Raw genomic sequence first — 15,890 nt, 5'->3', positions numbered from 1 at the left:
CCCCTTCGAACAAAAGTCGCTGCCCCCGGCGGACTATTCCGCCGGCGGGACGACGCTCACCGCGTTGCGACCGCGGTAGCGGCGGAACTTCACCGCGCCCGCGACCAGCGCGAACAGCGTGTCATCGCCGCCGCGGCCGACGCCCGGGCCGGGGTGGAAGTGGGTGCCGCGCTGGCGGACGATGATCTCGCCGGCGTTGACGACCTGGCCGCCGAAGCGCTTCACACCGAGGCGCTGGGCGTTGGAGTCGCGACCGTTGCGGCTGGACGATGCGCCCTTCTTGTGTGCCATGAGACCGCTCTCCCTTTACTTCTTGCCGGCCTTGATACCGGTGATCTTGACCTCGGTGTACGGCTGACGGTGACCCATCCGCCGCTTGTACCCGGTCTTGTTCCGGTAGTGCATGATGTTGATCTTGGGGCCCTTGACCGCGCCGAGGATCTCGGCGGTCACCTCGTAGCCGGCGAGGTCGGCCGTGCGGCTCACGACGTCGTCGCCGTCCACGACCAGCAGGGGCTGGAGCGTGATGGTCGACCCGACGTCACCGGCCAGCTTGTCGACGGTCAGCACGTCGTCGACGGCGACCTTTTCCTGCCTGCCGCCTGCGCGGACAATCGCGTACACCGCGGAAACCCTTCGTCTGCGCGCGCTTCCGGAGTGAACCGGTCCCGCGCGTGGCTTACCAGCCCCCGGACGGGGGCCTACCCCCGGCACCGGGCCGAGGGCGGCACACCAGGAGGACCCTGGCGCTCTCTGCTGTGCCCCCACCGGATCGGTGAGGTGTACACCGAACGTTCCCCGGACGGGGCTCGCGGTGCGGATTCGGGCGACGCGCCGAAGACGCGCCGAAGGTCAAGGGTACCGGATGCCCTGGCCGGAACGCGAACGCGTCCGGCCAGGGCCCCGGCCCCCGTCAGTCCGAGGACTCGGCGCCGTCGGCGGTCTGCGCCGCCGCCGCCCGGGGACGCCGGGTACGGCGTCGGCGGGCGGGCTCGGCCCCGTTGGCGGCGCCGTGCAGTTCGGCGCCGTTCAGCTCGTCGGCGCTCTCACCGTCGGCCGGTTCGGCGCCGTTCGGGCCGACCTGCACCGGCTCGGCGGAGTCCAGCGCGCCCGGCGCGGTGCCGGAGGCCTCCTCGGCGGCGTCGGCGGCCTCCACGGCGGCCTGCGCCGGAGCCTCGTCGATCTCGGGCGGCGGGCCGGCCGGGCGCTTGGCGGGCCGGGACTTCTTCGGCCGCGCGCGGGCGACCGGCTCGGGCGCGGTCTCCACGACCGGCGCCGTCTCGGCGGCCTGCTCCTTCACCGGCTCCCTCGCGGGCTCCTCCGCGGGCTCCTTGGCCTTGGCCTCGTGCCGGGTCAGCTTCTCCTCGACGGCCTTCTCGACCTCGCCCTTGCGCTTGCGGCGGCGTCCGGACTCCTTGCCGGCCGCCTTCTCCGCCTTCGGCTCGACCGGCGTCAGGTGGACGTGGATGCCGCGGCCGTTGCAGGACTCGCAGGTCTCCGAGAACGCCTCCAGCAGCCCCTGGCCGACCCGCTTGCGGGTCATCTGCACCAGTCCGAGCGAGGTGACCTCGGCGACCTGGTGCTTGGTACGGTCCCGCGACAGGCACTCCACGAGGCGGCGCAGCACCAGGTCCCGGTTGCTCTCCAGCACCATGTCGATGAAGTCGATCACGACGATGCCGCCGATGTCGCGGAGCCGGAGCTGGCGGACGATCTCCTCGGCCGCCTCCAGGTTGTTGCGGGTGACGGTCTCCTCCAGGTTGCCGCCCTGCCCGGTGAACTTGCCGGTGTTGACGTCGATGACCGTCATCGCCTCGGTGCGGTCGATCACCAGGGAGCCGCCGGACGGCAGCCAGACCTTGCGGTCCATCGCCTTGGCGATCTGCTCGTCGATGCGGTACGCCGACAGGGCGTCCTGGTCGCCGTTCCAGCGCTCGACGCGGTCGGCCAGATGCGGGGCGACGTACTGGACGTAGTCGGAGACGGTGTCCCAGGCCTCGTCGCCGGACACCACGAGCTTGGAGAAGTCCTCGTTGAAGATGTCGCGGACGACCCGGATCGTCAGGTCGGGCTCGCCGTAGAGCAGGGACGGCGCAGAGGCCGTCTTGACCTTCTTCTGGATGCTGTCCCACTGGGCGGCCAGGCGCGAGACGTCGCGGGCGAGTTCCTCCTCGGTCGCCCCCTCGGCCGCGGTCCGCACGATCACGCCGGCGTTCTCCGGCATGACCTTCTTCAGGATCGACTTGAGGCGGCTGCGCTCCTTGTCGGGCAGCTTGCGGCTGATGCCGGTCATCGAGCCGTCCGGCACGTACACCAGGTAGCGGCCGGGCAGGGAGACCTGGCTGGTCAGCCGGGCGCCCTTGTGGCCGAGGGGGTCCTTGGTGACCTGGACGAGCACCGACTGGCCCGACTTCAGCGCCGACTCGATGCGGCGGGGCTGGCCCTCCAGGCCGGAGGCGTCCCAGTTGACCTCGCCCGCGTAGAGCACGGCGTTGCGGCCCTTGCCGATGTCGACGAACGCCGCCTCCATCGACGGCAGGACGTTCTGGACCTTGCCGAGGTAGACGTTGCCGACGTAGGACTGGTGCGTCGCGCGGTTGACGTAGTGCTCGACGAGCACGTCGTCCTCCAGGACGGCGATCTGGGTGCGCTCGCCCTCCTGCCGGACCACCATGACCCGCTCGACGGCCTCGCGGCGGGCCAGGAACTCCGCCTCGGTGATCACCGGCGGGCGGCGGCGGCCCTGCTCGCGGCCCTCGCGGCGGCGCTGCTTCTTGGCCTCCAGGCGGGTCGAGCCCCGCACCGACTGGACCTCGTCCTCGGCGGCGGCACGCTCCTCGCGGGCCGTGCGGACGTGGACGACGGTGTTCGGCGGGTCGTCGGAGCCGCCGGACTCACCGTCGGCCCCGGACCGGCGCCTGCGGCGGCGACGGCGGCGGCTCGTGCCGCCGTCCTCGTCCTCCTCGCCGTCGGCGGCGCCCTGCTCGGGCTCCTCGGCCTTGGGCTCCTTGTCCTGCTCCTTGGCCTTGGCCGCCTTGCCGCCCCTCGCCGCCTTGCCCTTGGCGGCCCTGGCGGGCTTGGCGGGCGGCTCCTCCTTGGGCTCCTCGGCCTCGGCCTCGGTGTCCTCGCCCTCGTCCTCGGCGCCCTCCTTGCCGCCCCGGCCCCGGCCGCGGCCGCCGCGGCGGCGACGGCGGCGGGACGGGCGGTCCTCGGAGTCGTCCTCGTCGGAGGGCCCGTGGTCCTGGTCCTCCTCGCCGGCGTCCTGCGCCTCGGGCTCGGGCTCGGCGGCCTTCGCGCGGGCGGGCTGCTCGGCCTTGGGCTGCGGCGGCTGGAAGACGACCATCGGCGGCTGGAACGTCACGCCGGGGACGCCGACGCCGCTCGCGGGCTCGGTCTCCGACACCTGCTCGGGGGTCGGCACCTCCCCGGCGACCGGGGCGGCCGGGACCTGCGGCACGGACGGGACCTCGGCGGCGGCCTTGGCGGGGCGGCGGCGGGTCCTCGTGCGGGGCGCCGGCGCCTCTTCGGCGGGCGGCTCGGCGGCCTGCTCGGCGGGTGCTGCGGCCTGCTCGGCGGTGGCCTCGGGCGAGGTCTCGGCACCGGTCATCGGGACGGGCTCTGCCGTCTCGGCGGCGGCCTTCGTGGTCTTGCGCGCGCGGGTCCGGGTCCGCTTCGGCGGCTCGGCCGTCTCGGCGGCCTCCTCGGCGGGCGCGGGCTTCTCGGCGGGCGCGGGCTCCGGCTGCGCGGCGGGAGCCTCGGCGGAGGTGTCGTCCACGTCGGGCGGCGGGCCCGCGGGCCGGCTCGCGCGGCGCGGACGCGACGTCACGCCCGTGCCCTTGCTCTGGGCGTTCCCGCTCTGCGCGGCGGTCTCCGTGCTCTCCGTGGTCTCGTTGTCAACGGTCCCGTCGTCGGCGCCATCGGCCGCGGCCGCGTCGGCTTCGTTCTCAAGCATCCGGGCAATCTCCCGTCAGGCTCCCGGGCGCGTCCGCCCGCCCCGCCGGAAGCGGGACGATGCGGTGCGCCGCACGAGAGCACCTCGTCAGTCGGTGCCGTCGTGACCGGACGGTGCCCGGTCATGACGACGAAGTCGTCGGGGGTGCGCCTTCCGTACCCTGCGGGACCGGTTCCGTGCTTCCACGGCTTCGGTTCCACGGTCAGGCGCTGACGGCATCCGCGCTCGCGGTGTCCCCGGACCGCGGCCGCTCAGGGCCGCGGGCCGCCTCGGCGTCGTCGCCGGACGGCTGGCCGGTCTCCCGGTCGGGATCCAGGGGATCCGCGAGGCCACCGGTGTCCGCGTCGAGGGGCCCCTGCGCCAGCCTGGTCACCAGCGGCGGTGACGGCGGCGCGAGGTCGGCGACCTGGCGCAGTCCGGTGAGGATGTCGTCGGGTCGAACGGCGGGTGTGGAATGCCGAACAACCATTCGAAGTATCGCACAAGGGGCATCCGCCGTCTCGGCGGCACGCCGGTCCAGCTCGCAGGCGGACACGGCGGCGCGCACGTCGAAACGGCGCCGTCCCTTCTTCGTGAGGCGCTCCACCTCGATGTTCTCGGCGCCCATGAAGGCGGCCACGGCCGCGGCGGCGTCGCTTTCGGCGACGCCGTCCAGCCGGATCCGCCATTCGGACGCCTCGAGCCGATCGGTGAACGCGCCCGGCTTCACCGGGGCGTCGCCGCGTCCCGCCCGTACCGGCACGACGTCGAGGACGTCGAGTCCGGGAGGCAGGGCCGCGTCGAGATCGGCTCGCACCCGCGCAGGGTCGCGGGTCTCGGTGAGCCCGAGTTCGAGGTATTCGGCCTCACTGGCCACCCCTGTCGCCGCCGCACCCGCATACGAGATCTTCGGGTGGGGGGTGAATCCGGCGCTGAACGCGACGGGGATCCCGGCGCGCCGTACGGCGCGTTCCACGGCCCGGGATATGTCGCGATGGCTCGTGAACCGCAGCCTGCCCCGCTTGGCGTAGCGGACGCGCAGACGCTGGGTCACGGGGGCCGGCGCCGGACCCTCCGGCATGGGTGCCAGGGTTCTGGTCCTTCCTACTCGTGTCGAGTCGAAATAAAGGTCTCCCTATAGAGTACGGGGCGCCGGACCCGGTTCGGCCAGGCACCGCCCCCGTAGGCCCGGAACCCTTGCAGCTCAAGGGACGAAGCGGTCGAATTCGGCTACACCACGTTCAGTGGGAGCAACTTCCTGCCGGTCGGGCCGATCTGGATCTCGGTGCCCATCGTGGGGCAGACGCCGCAGTCGTAGCACGGCGTCCAGCGGCAGTCCTCGACCTCGGTCTCGTCGACGGCGTCCTGCCAGTCCTGCCAGAGCCACTCGCGGTCGAGGCCCGCGTCGAGGTGGTCCCAGGGCAGCACCTCGACCTCCTCGCGCTCCCGGACGGTGTACCAGGCGAGGTCGACGGGCTCACCGGCCAGGGCCTTCTCGGCGCAGGCCGTCCACCGCTCGTAGGAGAAGTGCTCGCTCCAGCCGTCGAAGCGGCCGCCGTCCTCCCAGACGGCGCGGATGACCTTGCCGACGCGCCGGTCGCCGCGCGACAGCAGGCCCTCGACGATCGACGGCTGGCCGTCGTGGTAGCGCAGGCCGATGGCGCGCCCGTACTCCTTGTCGCCGCGCAGGGCGTCCTTGAGGGCGCGCAGGCGGCGGTCGACGGTCTCGTGGTCGCACTGCGCGGCCCACTGGAACGGGGTGTGCGGCTTCGGCACGAACCCGCCGATGGACACGGTGCAGCGGATGTCCTTGCGGCCGGTGGCGTCCCGCCCGGCCTTGATGACCCGCTTGGCCATGTCGGCGATGGCGAGGACGTCCTCGTCCTCCTCGGTGGGCAGGCCGCACATGAAGTACAGCTTGACCTGCCGCCAGCCGTTCTCGTAGGCGGTGCTGACCGTGCGGATCAGGTCGTCCTCGGTGACCATCTTGTTGATCACCTTGCGCATCCGCTCGGAGCCGCCCTCCGGCGCGAACGTCAGGCCGGAGCGGCGGCCGCCGCGGGAGAACTCGTTGGCGAGCGTGATGTTGAAGGCGTCCACCCGCGTGGACGGCAGCGACAGCGAGGTGTTGGTGCCCTCGTAGCGGTCGGCGAGGCCCTTGGCGACCTCGCCGATCTCGCTGTGGTCGGCGCTGGACAGGCTGAGCAGCCCGACCTCCTGGAAGCCGGACTCGGTGAGCCCCTGCTCCACCATGTCGCCGATCGTGGTGATCGACCGCTCCCGGACCGGGCGGGTGATCATTCCGGCCTGGCAGAACCGGCAGCCGCGGGTGCAGCCGCGGAAGATCTCCACGCTGAACCGCTCGTGCACGGTCTCGGCGAGCGGGACCAGGGGCTTCTTCGGGTACGGCCACTGGTCGAGGTCCATGACGGTGTGCTTCTCGATCCGCCACGGGACGCCCGGACGGTTCGGCGCGACCCGCTGGATGCGGCCGTCGGGCAGGTAGGTCACGTCGTAGAAGCGCGGGACGTACACGCCGCCGGACGCCGCGAGGCGCAGGAGCAGGCCGTCCCGCCCGCCGGGCTCGCCCTCGGCCTTCCACTCGCGGACGACCTCGGTGATGGCGAGCGCGATCTCCTCGCCGTCGCCGAGGACGGCGGCGTCGACGAAGTCGGCGATCGGCTCGGGGTTGAACGCGGCGTGCCCGCCCGCGATCACGATCGGGTGGTCGCCGGTGCGGTCGGCGGACTCCAGCGGGATGCCCGCGAGGTCGAGCGCCGTCAGCAGGTTGGTGTAGCCGAGTTCGGTGGAGAACGACACGCCGAACACGTCGAAGGCGGCGACCGGCCGGTGCGCGTCGACGGTGAACTGCGGGATGCCGTGCTCCCGCATGACGGCCTCCATGTCGGGCCACACCGAGTACGTGCGCTCGGCGAGCACGCCGTCGCGCTCGTTGAGGATCTCGTAGAGGATCTGGACGCCCTGGTTCGGCAGCCCCACCTCGTAGGCGTCCGGGTACATCAGCGCCCACCGGACGGTGGTCGCGTCCCAGTCCTTGAGCTGGGAGTTCAGCTCGCCGCCAACGTACTGAATCGGCTTCTGCACGCTCGGGAGCAGCGGCTCCAGGCGCGGGAAGAGCGACTCGACCGGCATGACGGAACCCTCCGTGCAGGGGACGTGGGATGAACGTCCAGCCTACGCAGTCGCCGGGCGCTAATCGAACGGGCGGCGGCGCACGTGGACCGCCTGCAGCAGGCCGAAGGCGATCATGTTCGCGAACGTCGCGGACCCGCCGTAGGACACGAACGGCAGCGGCAGCCCGGTGATCGGCATGATCCCGATCGTCATCCCGACGTTCTCGAACGTCTGGAACCCCAGCCAGCACACGACGCCGGTGGCGACGAGCGTCCCGAACAGGTCGGCGGCCTGGGTGGCGATGCGCAGCCCGCGCCACAGCACCACGCCGAGCAGCGCGATGATGACGGCGGCGCCGACGAAGCCGAGCTCCTCCCCCGCCACCGTGAAGATGAAGTCGGTCTGCTGCTCGGGGACGAAGTGGCCGCCGGTCTGCTCGCCGTGGAACAGTCCCTTGCCGAACGCCCCGCCCGAGCCGATCGCGATGCGGGCCTGCTGGGCGTTGTAGCCGGCGCCGCGCGGGTCGGCCTCGGGGTTCAGGAAGGCGGTGAACCGGGCGATCTGGTAGGCCTTCAGCAGCCCGAAGAAGAACACGGCGGCGCCCGCGGCGACACCGCCGCCGACCAGCCCGACGAGCCAGCGCTTCTGCGCCCCGGAGATCGCCAGCATGCCGAGCACCACCGCGATGAACACCAGCGTGGTGCCGAGGTCGGGCTGCAGCATGATCAGCATGCCGGGCACCCCGGCGAGCACGAGCGCGAGCAGCACGTCCCGCCGGCCGGGGCCGATCTCCCCGTCGCGCGGCTCGCCGAGGATCATCGCCAGCAGCACCACGAGCCCGACCTTCGCGAACTCCGACGGCTGCACCTGGAAGCCGCCGCCGATCACGATCCACGAGTGCGAGCCGTTGATCGTCGAGCCGAGCGGGGTCAGCACGGCCAGCAGCCCCACGCACGCCAGCCCGTACAGGATGGGGACGTAGGCGCGCAGGAGCCGGTAGTCGAGCACGGTGACCAGGCCGCCGAGCAGGAACCCGATGACCAGGTTCAGGATGTGCCGCTTGAGGAAGCCCTCGGGGTCCTTGCCCTGCTCGGTCAGCAGGTGGAAGGTGGCCGAGCGCACCAGCAGCGCACCCACCGCCGACAGCGCCAGCACGGCCAGCAGCATCGGCAGGTCGAGCCGGCGCAGCCCGGCGAGCCTGCTGGTCCACGACCGGTGCGCGGCGTAGGCGTCGACGCTGCCGACCCCGGAACCAGTGATCATGGGGCGGTCCCCTCGGCGGGCATCCGCGGCAGCTCGGACGGGAGCTTTCCGTCCTGGAGGATCGCCTTGCGGTCCTTCGTGCCGTACATGGCCTCCCAGATCTCCCGGACGGCCGGCGCGGACGTCTGCGCGCCCTGCCCGCCCTGGGAGACCATCGCGACCACCGCGAAGCGCGGCTTGTCCACCGGGCCGAACGAGGCGAACCAGGACGTGTCCTGCTTGCCGTAGACCTCCGCGGTGCCGGTCTTGCCGCCGACGTCGACGCGCTTGAAGTCGAAACCGGTGAACGCCCCGGACGCCGTGCCGCTCTTGGTCACCTCCGCGAGCGACTTGCGGATGTAGGTGAGCACCTTGCCCTCGACGGGCAGCCTGCCCGGCGCCGGCGCGTCGATCCGGCGGACGATCGAGCCGTCGGGACGCACGACCGCGACACCGAGCCGCGGGGTCAGCAGCTTGCCGCCGTTCGCCATGGCCGCGTACGCCCGGACCAGTTGCAGCGGCGTCACCAGGACGTCGCCCTGCCCGACCGAGAAGTTCGCCGCGTCGCCGGGCCGCCAGACGTAGCCCTCGGTGCAGTTCTCCGTCGCGACGGCCTTCAGGTAGGCGGCGCGGGCCGGGTCGGTCTTGGCGACCTCCGGATACCCCGTCTTGGCGCCCTTGCAGTTGGCGGCCTTGGTGGCGTCCCAGAAGGTCTTCTTCCACCCCCGGTCCGGGATGCGGCCCTCGCTCTCGCTGGGCAGGTCGACGCCCGTGCGCGACCCGAACCCGTAGTCGCGGGCCATCTTCACCATCGGGTCAGAGGGATTCTTCTTCGGCTTCATCCCGCCGTCGCGCTGCCACTCCTGGTACGCGAACCGGTAGAAGATCGTGTCGCAGGACTTGACGAGCGCCGTGTGCAGCGACATCGCCCCGAGTTCCTCGCCCTCGAAGTTGCGGAAGGCGCGGTTGCCGACGTTGTAGGAGCCGGGGCAGTCGTAGGTGCCGGTCAGGCTGTTGCCGTCCTTCACCGCGGCGGCCACCGAGGAGATCTTGAAGGTGGAGCCGGGCGCGAACTGCCCCTGGGTGACCCGGGAGATCAGCGGCTCGCCCTGCTTCTTGCCGAGCAGCGCGTCGTACTCGTCCTGGGAGATGCCGCCGGTCCAGATGCCGGGGTCGTAGGTCGGGTAGCTCGCCATCGCGATCATCCGGCCGGTGCGCACGTCCATCACGACCGCGGCGCCGGCGTCGGCGGGGCGGCCCTGCTTGCGCGCGCCGTCGACGGCGTTCTTGAGGGCCTTCTCCGCCGCGCCCTGCACGCCCGCGTCGATGCTGGTGACGAGGTTGCTGCCGGCGATCGGGGGCTGCTCGCGCGCGGTGCCGGTGACGCGGCCCTGGCTGTCGACCAGGACCTTGCGGAACCCGGGCTCGCCGCTCAGCGCCGAGTCGTACTGCGCCTCCAGGCCGTCGCGCCCGACGAGGTCGACGCCGCTGTAGCCGGTGACCTTGAGGCCCTTGCGCTTGTCGAGCTCGTCCTGCGTGACGGGCTGCAGGTAGCCGAGGAGCTGCGCGGGACGCGCGCCCTCCGGCTCGGGGTAGTCGCGGACGGCCTGGACCTGCGCGGTGATCCCCGGGAAGTCCTCCTGCCGCTCCATGATCTGCAGCGCGCGCTTGGGGTCGACGTGGTCCTCGACCGGGATCGGCTGGTACGGCGAACCGGGCCAGCACGGCCGCTTGATGCCGGGCCCGCACAGCCGGATCCGCTTGGACATCTCCTCCTGGGACGTCCCGAGCACGGCGGCGAGCCGCTTGAGGACGGTCTGGCCGCCGTCCTTCTGCCGCGACAGCGTGGTGCGGTCGACCGACACGACGAGCGCGCTGCGGTTGCGCACGAGGGGCCTGCCGCGGTCGTCCAGGATCATGCCGCGGGTGGCGGGGACGACGATGTCGCGGGTGCGGTTCTCGGCGGCGACCGCCCGGTAGTGCGCGCCCTCCAGGACCTGGAGCGCCCACATCCGCCCGATCAGGACGAGCAGCAGCGCGGCGACGAGCACGTACAGGACGACGAGGCGGAAGTGGGTCCTCGGGTTCACAGGGTCCCGCTCCGCCCCGACATCGCGCGGTAGCGGGCGGCGGGCACGGCGAGGCGGTCGCCGCGGGCGCGTTCCCCGCGTTCGTACCGGCGGGTGGCGCGCAGCACCGCCCACACCACGAAGGGGCTCGCGATGACGTCGTAGAGCACCTGCAGCGGCACCATGCTCGACACGGTCGCCCACCCGGCGCGCGGGTCGCCGAGGATCATGCCGGTGCCCGCGTACAGCACGGTCCCGGCGAGCGCCCCGGCGGCGACGGCGAAGAACGGCACCGCGGACTGGCGGTCCATCTCGGCGGACGCGACGCCGCACAGGTACCCGATGAGGCAGTAGACGAGCGCGTACCGGCCGATGGTGTGGTCGGCGGGCGGGATGATGTCGGCGGCGAGGCCCGCGAGGAACCCGGCCACCATCCCGGTCATCGAGCCCGCGACGAGCGCGAGCGCCACGACGGCCAGCAGCACCAGGTCGGGCTGGACGCCGCCGGGCAGCGGCAGCCGGTTCGCCACCGACACCTGCAGGATCAGCGTCACGACGATCACCACGGCGGTCACCGCGGCGCGGCCGGCCGGCGACGCCTCGGGCGGGTTCAGCACGTCAGTCCCCCCGGGTCGGATTCGTGGACGGGCTCTTGGAGCGGCGCGGCTTGGCCTTCGGGCTCTTGCTCGCCGAGGGCGTCGCGGTCGGGGTCGGGGTCGGGGTCGGCGGCGGCGGGGGCTTGGGCGGCAGCACGGCGTCCCGCGGGTCGGTCTTCGGCGGGGCGACCACGACGGCGACGACGTCGAGGCTGGTGAACCGCACGAACGGCCGCACGTAGGCGGTGCGGGTCAGCCCGCTGGTCGACCGCTCGATCCGTTCGACGACGCCGATCGGGACGCCCGGGACGTAGGGCTTCTGCCCCTGCGATCCGAGCGTGACGATCCGCTGGCCGACCCTGATCGGCGCGGCGGCGTCCAGCAGCTGGAACCGCAGCGGCGTCGCGCCGCCCCGGCCGAGGCCGCGGCGGCCCCGGCCCTGGGTGATCCCGATCTCCTTGGACTCCTCGAGGCGGGAGCCGATGGAGGAGGTCTGGTCGGTGGCGAGCAGGACGGTGGCCGTCGCGGGCCCGACGCGGGTGACGCGGCCGACGAGGCCGTCGGCGCTCATCACGGTCATGTCGGGCTTGACGCCACTGCGGCTGCCGGCGTCGATGGTGACGGTGTCCTCGAAGCCCTGCCCGGCCGAGATCACCTGCGCGGCGTGGATCTTGTAGCCGCCCATCCCGGCGGTGCCGAGCAGCCTGCGCAGCTGCGCGGACCGGTCCTGGTCGAGGCGGCTGGAGCGCAGCTGCTCGCGCAGCCGCTGGTTCTGCCGCGCGAGCCGGTCGGCGCGGCGGCGCTCGCCCGGCGCGTCGGTGACGGCGTCGAAGGTGTTGCCCACCGGCCGGACGACGGACGCCGACGCCCGCTCCACCGGTCCGAACACCGTCGCGCCGACGCCGCGCAGGCCGCTCAGCGGCGAGTCCTGCCCGCCGCGGTAGTCAATGGTGATCATCGCGAGCGCCACGACCAGCAACGCGCCGAGGACCACGCGGGTGCGCCGGGTGTCCTTCACGCACCGACCTCCCGTTCCCTGGTCCGCCGGGAGCCCGGTGCCTCACGAGGAGGGACGCCCCCGCGTCCCGGCGCGCGCTGCCGCCCTCGGCGGACGAAGTCCGAATCGGCCCGCCCGGGGAGCGACCCCTCACGCCCCCTGGCCGGCCATGTCCGAATCAGTGCCGCGGCTCCGGCACGAGCACCTGCCGGAGCGACTCGAAGTCCTCGACGCACTTGCCCGTGCCGAGCACCACCGAGTCGAGCGGGTTGTCCACCAGGTGGATGGGCATCCCGGTCTCCTCGCGGAGCCGTTCGTCGAGGTTCTTCAGCAGAGCGCCGCCGCCGGTGAGCGCGATGCCGCGGTCCATGATGTCGCCGGAGAGCTCGGGCGGGCACTTGTCGAGGGTGGTCTTCACCGCGTCCACCACGGCGTTGACCGGTTCCTCGATCGCCCGCCTGACCTCCTCGGCGGAGATCACGACGGTCTTCGGCAGCCCGCTGACGAGGTCGCGGCCCCGGATCTCGGCGTGCGGTTCTTCCTCGCCGCCGGGATAGGCCGACCCGATCGCCATCTTGATCTCCTCCGCGGTGCGTTCCCCGAGCATCAGGGAGTACTCCTTCTTGGAGAAAGAGATCACGGCCTGGTCGAGCTCGTCGCCGCCGACGCGCACCGACTGGCTGGTGACGATCCCGCCGAGCGAGATGATCGCCACCTCGGTGGTGCCGCCGCCGATGTCGACGACCATGTTGCCGGTCGGCTCGTAGACGGGCAGCCCGGCGCCGATCGCGGCGGCCATCGGCTCCTCGATGATGTAGACGCGGCGGGCACCGGCCTGGTAGCCGGCCTCCTTCACCGCGCGCTGCTCCACCCCGGTTATCCCGCTCGGCACGGCCACGACGATCCGCGGCTTGGCGAAGTGCCGGCGCTTGTGCACCTTCTGGATGAAGTAGCGCAGCATCCGTTCGGTGACGTCGAAGTCGGCGATGACGCCGTCCTTCAGCGGACGGACCGCGACGATGTTGCCCGGTGTGCGGCCGATCATCCGCTTCGCCTCGATGCCCACCGCGACGATCTTCCCGGTATTGGTATTGATCGCCACCACGGAGGGTTCGTTCAGGACGATGCCACGCCCGCGCACGTACACCAGGGTGTTGGCGGTACCGAGATCGACCGCCATGTCACGGCCAAGAAACGACAGCTTGTTACCCATGAAGAAAGGGAGCCCTTCATGATTGACGGGCGTGTTGAGCGGCGCGTCCATCGTAACGTGCGCGTACCTCCGCGGGCAGTCACCCCCGCGCCGCGCGTCGCGAAAAAAACGCGTCCTGACCAGCCCGGTTTTCCATAAAGAGAACCCGGCGGACTGACCCGGCGGCACGTTCGGCCAAGGACGCGCGGCGCCCACGGCAGGCCCGACGCCACCGGGTATCCGAGGATCTTAGGGGGTTTCCCCCGGCCCGCCACACCCCCACGCCGCAACACGGTTCGTTTCGTCCCGGGCCGCTGTTCCGCGCGGCCGCGGAAAAGCCGAACCCGGGCCGACGATCTACCGCCTCATGAAGGCGCCCGGGACACCGCAGGCCCAGCCCTTACCCGCTTACAAGCCGATTGTGGAACGAGCGACGGTCCCCCGCTCCCGACAGGGCCAGGGCGATTTCAGTTCAAGAGCGATGCGAACCATCGACATCCAACGCTCTTGGAGTAGACCTGAGCGAGGCCGCGGGTCGGGCGGCCGGAAGGCGCTCTGGGCGCCTGGAGGTCGCCCGACCCGCCGAGCCGGACGACCGCAGCGCCACGACGAATACCCGCACGGGCACGGAAACCCGCACCGTGGCGTGAGGATCGCCCGGCTCGCAACGGGGGTTCCAGGGGGTCGCCCCCCTGGGCAGGCGCAGCCCTACACCTCGGGGAAGAAGAGCTTGATCTCGCGCTCGGCGGAGTAGGTGGAGTCGGAGCCGTGGACGATGTTCTCGCCGATCTCCAGGGCGAAGTCGCCGCGGATGGTGCCGGGGGTGGCGCTGACCGGGTCGGTGGCGCCGGCGAGGGAGCGGAACGCCTCGATGGCGCGCGGGCCCTCCACGACCATGGCGACGAGCGGGCCGCCGGTGATGAAGTCGACCAGCTCGCCGAAGAACGGCTTGCTGGAGTGCTCCTCGTAGTGCGCCTCGGCGGTCTCGCGGGCGAGGGTGCGCAGTTCCAGCGCGACGAGCTTCAGGCCCTTGCGCTCGATCCGGGAGATGACCTCGCCGACGACGCCGCGGCGAACGCCGTCGGGCTTGACCAGGACAAGAGTGCGCTCGGACACGGGTGTTTCTCCTAAAGGACTATCGGAATCGGTAAGCGCGCGAATCCTACCCGGCTCCCGGGCCCGCGGTGGCATTCCCGGGGAGCCGTGGCGCGCGTGCGCGCGTCGTCGCGGCGCGTCCGGCGCACAGGCGGGCGGTGGCTCCGGCGAGCAGCACGGCGACCACCCCGGCGACGGCCAGCCAGATCTGGTAGCCCTCGAGGAGCGCGTGCACATGCTGGGCGTCGGTGACCGGTCGCGACCGCTGCAGCCGCGCCGCCTGCAGCGACAGGACGAGCAGCTGCCCGGCCAGGACCGCGGGGAAGCACAGCGACAGCCCGAACAGCGCGGCGCCCACTCTCGCGTCCCGCAGCGAGGCGGCGAGGGCCAGCCCCGCGCCGGCGCCGAGGGGGACGAGGGGGGCGAGCAGCGCCCAGCGGCCGAGGGCGCCGCCCGCGAGGCCGAGCGGCACGGCGGAGGCCATGAGGAGGTAGCCGGCGCGGACGGCGCCGCGCGTTCCGGTGCGGGTGGCCGCGAGCGCGGCGGCGAGGGCGGCGGCGGCCGCCACGGCGAACGGGAGCGCCGGCGGGCCCCCGGTCCCCGTCCCGGCGGCGGCGAGCCCGGCGAGCGGGCCGGCGACGGGCTGGCAGAGCAGGCCGACGGCGATCATGACGACCGCGCCGCCGGACGGCCCGCCGGCGGCCGCGGCCCGGGCGCCGGCGAAGGCGAGGCCGGCCAGGGCGAGCAGCGTGAGCCCGGCGAGGAGCAGGCGCGCGCCGGGCGACCAGCCGTGCGCGGCGACGACGGCGAGGAAGGCGAAGCCGCCCGCCGGGACGGGCACGAGGAGCAGCGGCCCGCGCTCGGTGCGCCGGAGCGGGGGCGGCCGCCGGTGGCGGCGTCCCCGCAGGAGGGGGTGGGCGAGCGCGGCTCCGGCGGCGGCGACGGCGAGCAGCGGGTAGGGCGCGAGCGCGACGCGCCAGTCGGGGACGGCGGCGCCGTCGGCGGGGACGGGGACGGCCTTCAGCGCCAGCGGCATCGCGAGGATCAGCGTGCCCGCGAGGGCTCCGGCCCAGGCGGCCGACAGGGCGCGGTTGCGCCGTTCCCACACCAGGACGAGGCTCGCGGGCAGCACGATGCCCGCCCCTGCGCCCTGGAGGGCGCGGACCGTCCCGATGTCGGGCAGCGAGTCGGCGAGACGGGCGGCGCCGATGCCCGCGAGCAGCACCGCGAACCCTGCCATGAGCACGCCCCACGCGGGGAGGCGGCGGGCGGCGACGGCGGCGAGCGGCACCGTGACCAGCAGGGCGGGCAGCGACAGCCCGGTGGCGCGCAGCAGCCCGGGGATCTCGGCGTCGCCGAGCGCGAGGGCGCTCGCGGCGGCCGGGACGACGCCGCCGGACGCGTCGGGCACCACCAGGAGGGCCGCGGGCAGGGCGGTGAACGTCAGCAGCAGCGTGCCGAGCGTCGAGAGCCGCCGCCGGGCGGCCCCTTCGGCGGGGCGCGCCGAGGGCCCGGCGGGCCGCGTCCCGGTGAGGTCGCCGGGCGGGTGTTCGCGTGCGTGGGAGGACACGGCGTGCTCCTTAGGACGTCGTCATCCGCCGCACGCACATTTCCCAAAAAAGGAAAAATGCCC

Annotated in this window: 12 protein-coding genes; all 12 read right to left on the bottom strand. The window is 73.0% G+C overall.

Annotated features, from left to right (window positions below; translation table 11 throughout):
- Positions 1-33: 33 nt before the first annotated feature.
- Positions 34-291: a 50S ribosomal protein L27 gene (gene rpmA / locus AB0C84_RS30700; RefSeq protein WP_179847075.1), complete on the bottom strand. Its 258-nt coding sequence runs from the start codon at positions 289-291 to the stop codon at positions 34-36.
- A 15-nt stretch (positions 292-306) separates the two neighbouring features.
- Positions 307-624, bottom strand: a complete 318-nt coding sequence (rplU, locus tag AB0C84_RS30695; RefSeq protein WP_089309479.1) for a 50S ribosomal protein L21 — start codon at positions 622-624, stop codon at positions 307-309.
- A gap of 289 nt (positions 625-913) precedes the next feature.
- Positions 914-3,952, bottom strand: a complete 3,039-nt coding sequence (locus tag AB0C84_RS30690; protein ID WP_361073337.1) for an Rne/Rng family ribonuclease — start codon at positions 3,950-3,952, stop codon at positions 914-916.
- A 202-nt stretch (positions 3,953-4,154) separates the two neighbouring features.
- Positions 4,155-5,012, bottom strand: coding sequence for a TIGR03936 family radical SAM-associated protein (locus AB0C84_RS30685; protein ID WP_361073334.1), 858 nt, complete (start codon positions 5,010-5,012; stop codon positions 4,155-4,157).
- 149 nt (positions 5,013-5,161) lie between these two features.
- Positions 5,162-7,084, bottom strand: a complete 1,923-nt coding sequence (locus AB0C84_RS30680) for a TIGR03960 family B12-binding radical SAM protein (protein WP_179847072.1) — start codon at positions 7,082-7,084, stop codon at positions 5,162-5,164.
- 60 nt (positions 7,085-7,144) lie between these two features.
- Positions 7,145-8,329, bottom strand: a complete 1,185-nt coding sequence (gene rodA, locus AB0C84_RS30675; RefSeq protein ID WP_361073330.1) for a rod shape-determining protein RodA — start codon at positions 8,327-8,329, stop codon at positions 7,145-7,147.
- Complete coding sequence (gene mrdA / locus AB0C84_RS30670) at positions 8,326-10,398, bottom strand: penicillin-binding protein 2 (protein WP_361073327.1); 2,073 nt, start codon at positions 10,396-10,398, stop codon at positions 8,326-8,328. Before mrdA ends, rodA begins: the two co-directional genes overlap by 4 nt.
- The gene (gene mreD / locus AB0C84_RS30665; RefSeq protein ID WP_179847069.1) at positions 10,395-10,994 is read right to left on the bottom strand and encodes a rod shape-determining protein MreD; all 600 of its coding nucleotides are present in this window, start codon (positions 10,992-10,994) and stop codon (positions 10,395-10,397) included. The genes mrdA and mreD overlap by 4 nt, the downstream gene beginning before the upstream one ends.
- Before the next feature lies 1 nt (position 10,995).
- Positions 10,996-11,991 carry a rod shape-determining protein MreC gene (mreC, locus tag AB0C84_RS30660; RefSeq protein WP_361073324.1) on the bottom strand — a complete coding sequence of 332 codons (996 nt, stop codon included), beginning with the start codon at positions 11,989-11,991 and terminating at the stop codon, positions 10,996-10,998.
- 157 nt (positions 11,992-12,148) lie between these two features.
- Positions 12,149-13,183, bottom strand: coding sequence for a rod shape-determining protein (locus AB0C84_RS30655; protein WP_132197821.1), 1,035 nt, complete (start codon positions 13,181-13,183; stop codon positions 12,149-12,151).
- A gap of 687 nt (positions 13,184-13,870) precedes the next feature.
- Positions 13,871-14,278, bottom strand: coding sequence for a nucleoside-diphosphate kinase (gene ndk, locus AB0C84_RS30650; protein ID WP_179847067.1), 408 nt, complete (start codon positions 14,276-14,278; stop codon positions 13,871-13,873).
- A gap of 46 nt (positions 14,279-14,324) precedes the next feature.
- Complete coding sequence (locus AB0C84_RS30645) at positions 14,325-15,827, bottom strand: hypothetical protein (RefSeq protein WP_361073321.1); 1,503 nt, start codon at positions 15,825-15,827, stop codon at positions 14,325-14,327.
- Positions 15,828-15,890 lie beyond the last annotated feature (63 nt).

Origin of the sequence: Actinomadura sp. NPDC048955, assembly GCF_040649435.1 — a bacterium.
GTDB classification, from domain to species: domain Bacteria; phylum Actinomycetota; class Actinomycetes; order Streptosporangiales; family Streptosporangiaceae; genus Spirillospora; species Spirillospora luteofluorescens.
Note: the sequence above shows the minus strand (reverse complement) of the source record. Positions and strands in the feature narration are given on the sequence as shown.

Excerpts from the sequence above, each read along its gene's own strand:
- AB0C84_RS30655 (WP_132197821.1), bottom strand. The coding sequence starts at position 13,183 with ATGGGTAACAAGCTGTCGTTTCTTGGCCGTGACATGGCGGTCGATCTC.
- AB0C84_RS30685 (WP_361073334.1), bottom strand. The coding sequence starts at position 5,012 with ATGCCGGAGGGTCCGGCGCCGGCCCCCGTGACCCAGCGTCTGCGCGTC.
- AB0C84_RS30690 (WP_361073337.1), bottom strand. The coding sequence starts at position 3,952 with ATGCTTGAGAACGAAGCCGACGCGGCCGCGGCCGATGGCGCCGACGAC.
- rodA (WP_361073330.1), bottom strand. The coding sequence starts at position 8,329 with ATGATCACTGGTTCCGGGGTCGGCAGCGTCGACGCCTACGCCGCGCAC.
- rpmA (WP_179847075.1), bottom strand. The coding sequence starts at position 291 with ATGGCACACAAGAAGGGCGCATCGTCCAGCCGCAACGGTCGCGACTCC.
- AB0C84_RS30680 (WP_179847072.1), bottom strand. The coding sequence starts at position 7,084 with ATGCCGGTCGAGTCGCTCTTCCCGCGCCTGGAGCCGCTGCTCCCGAGC.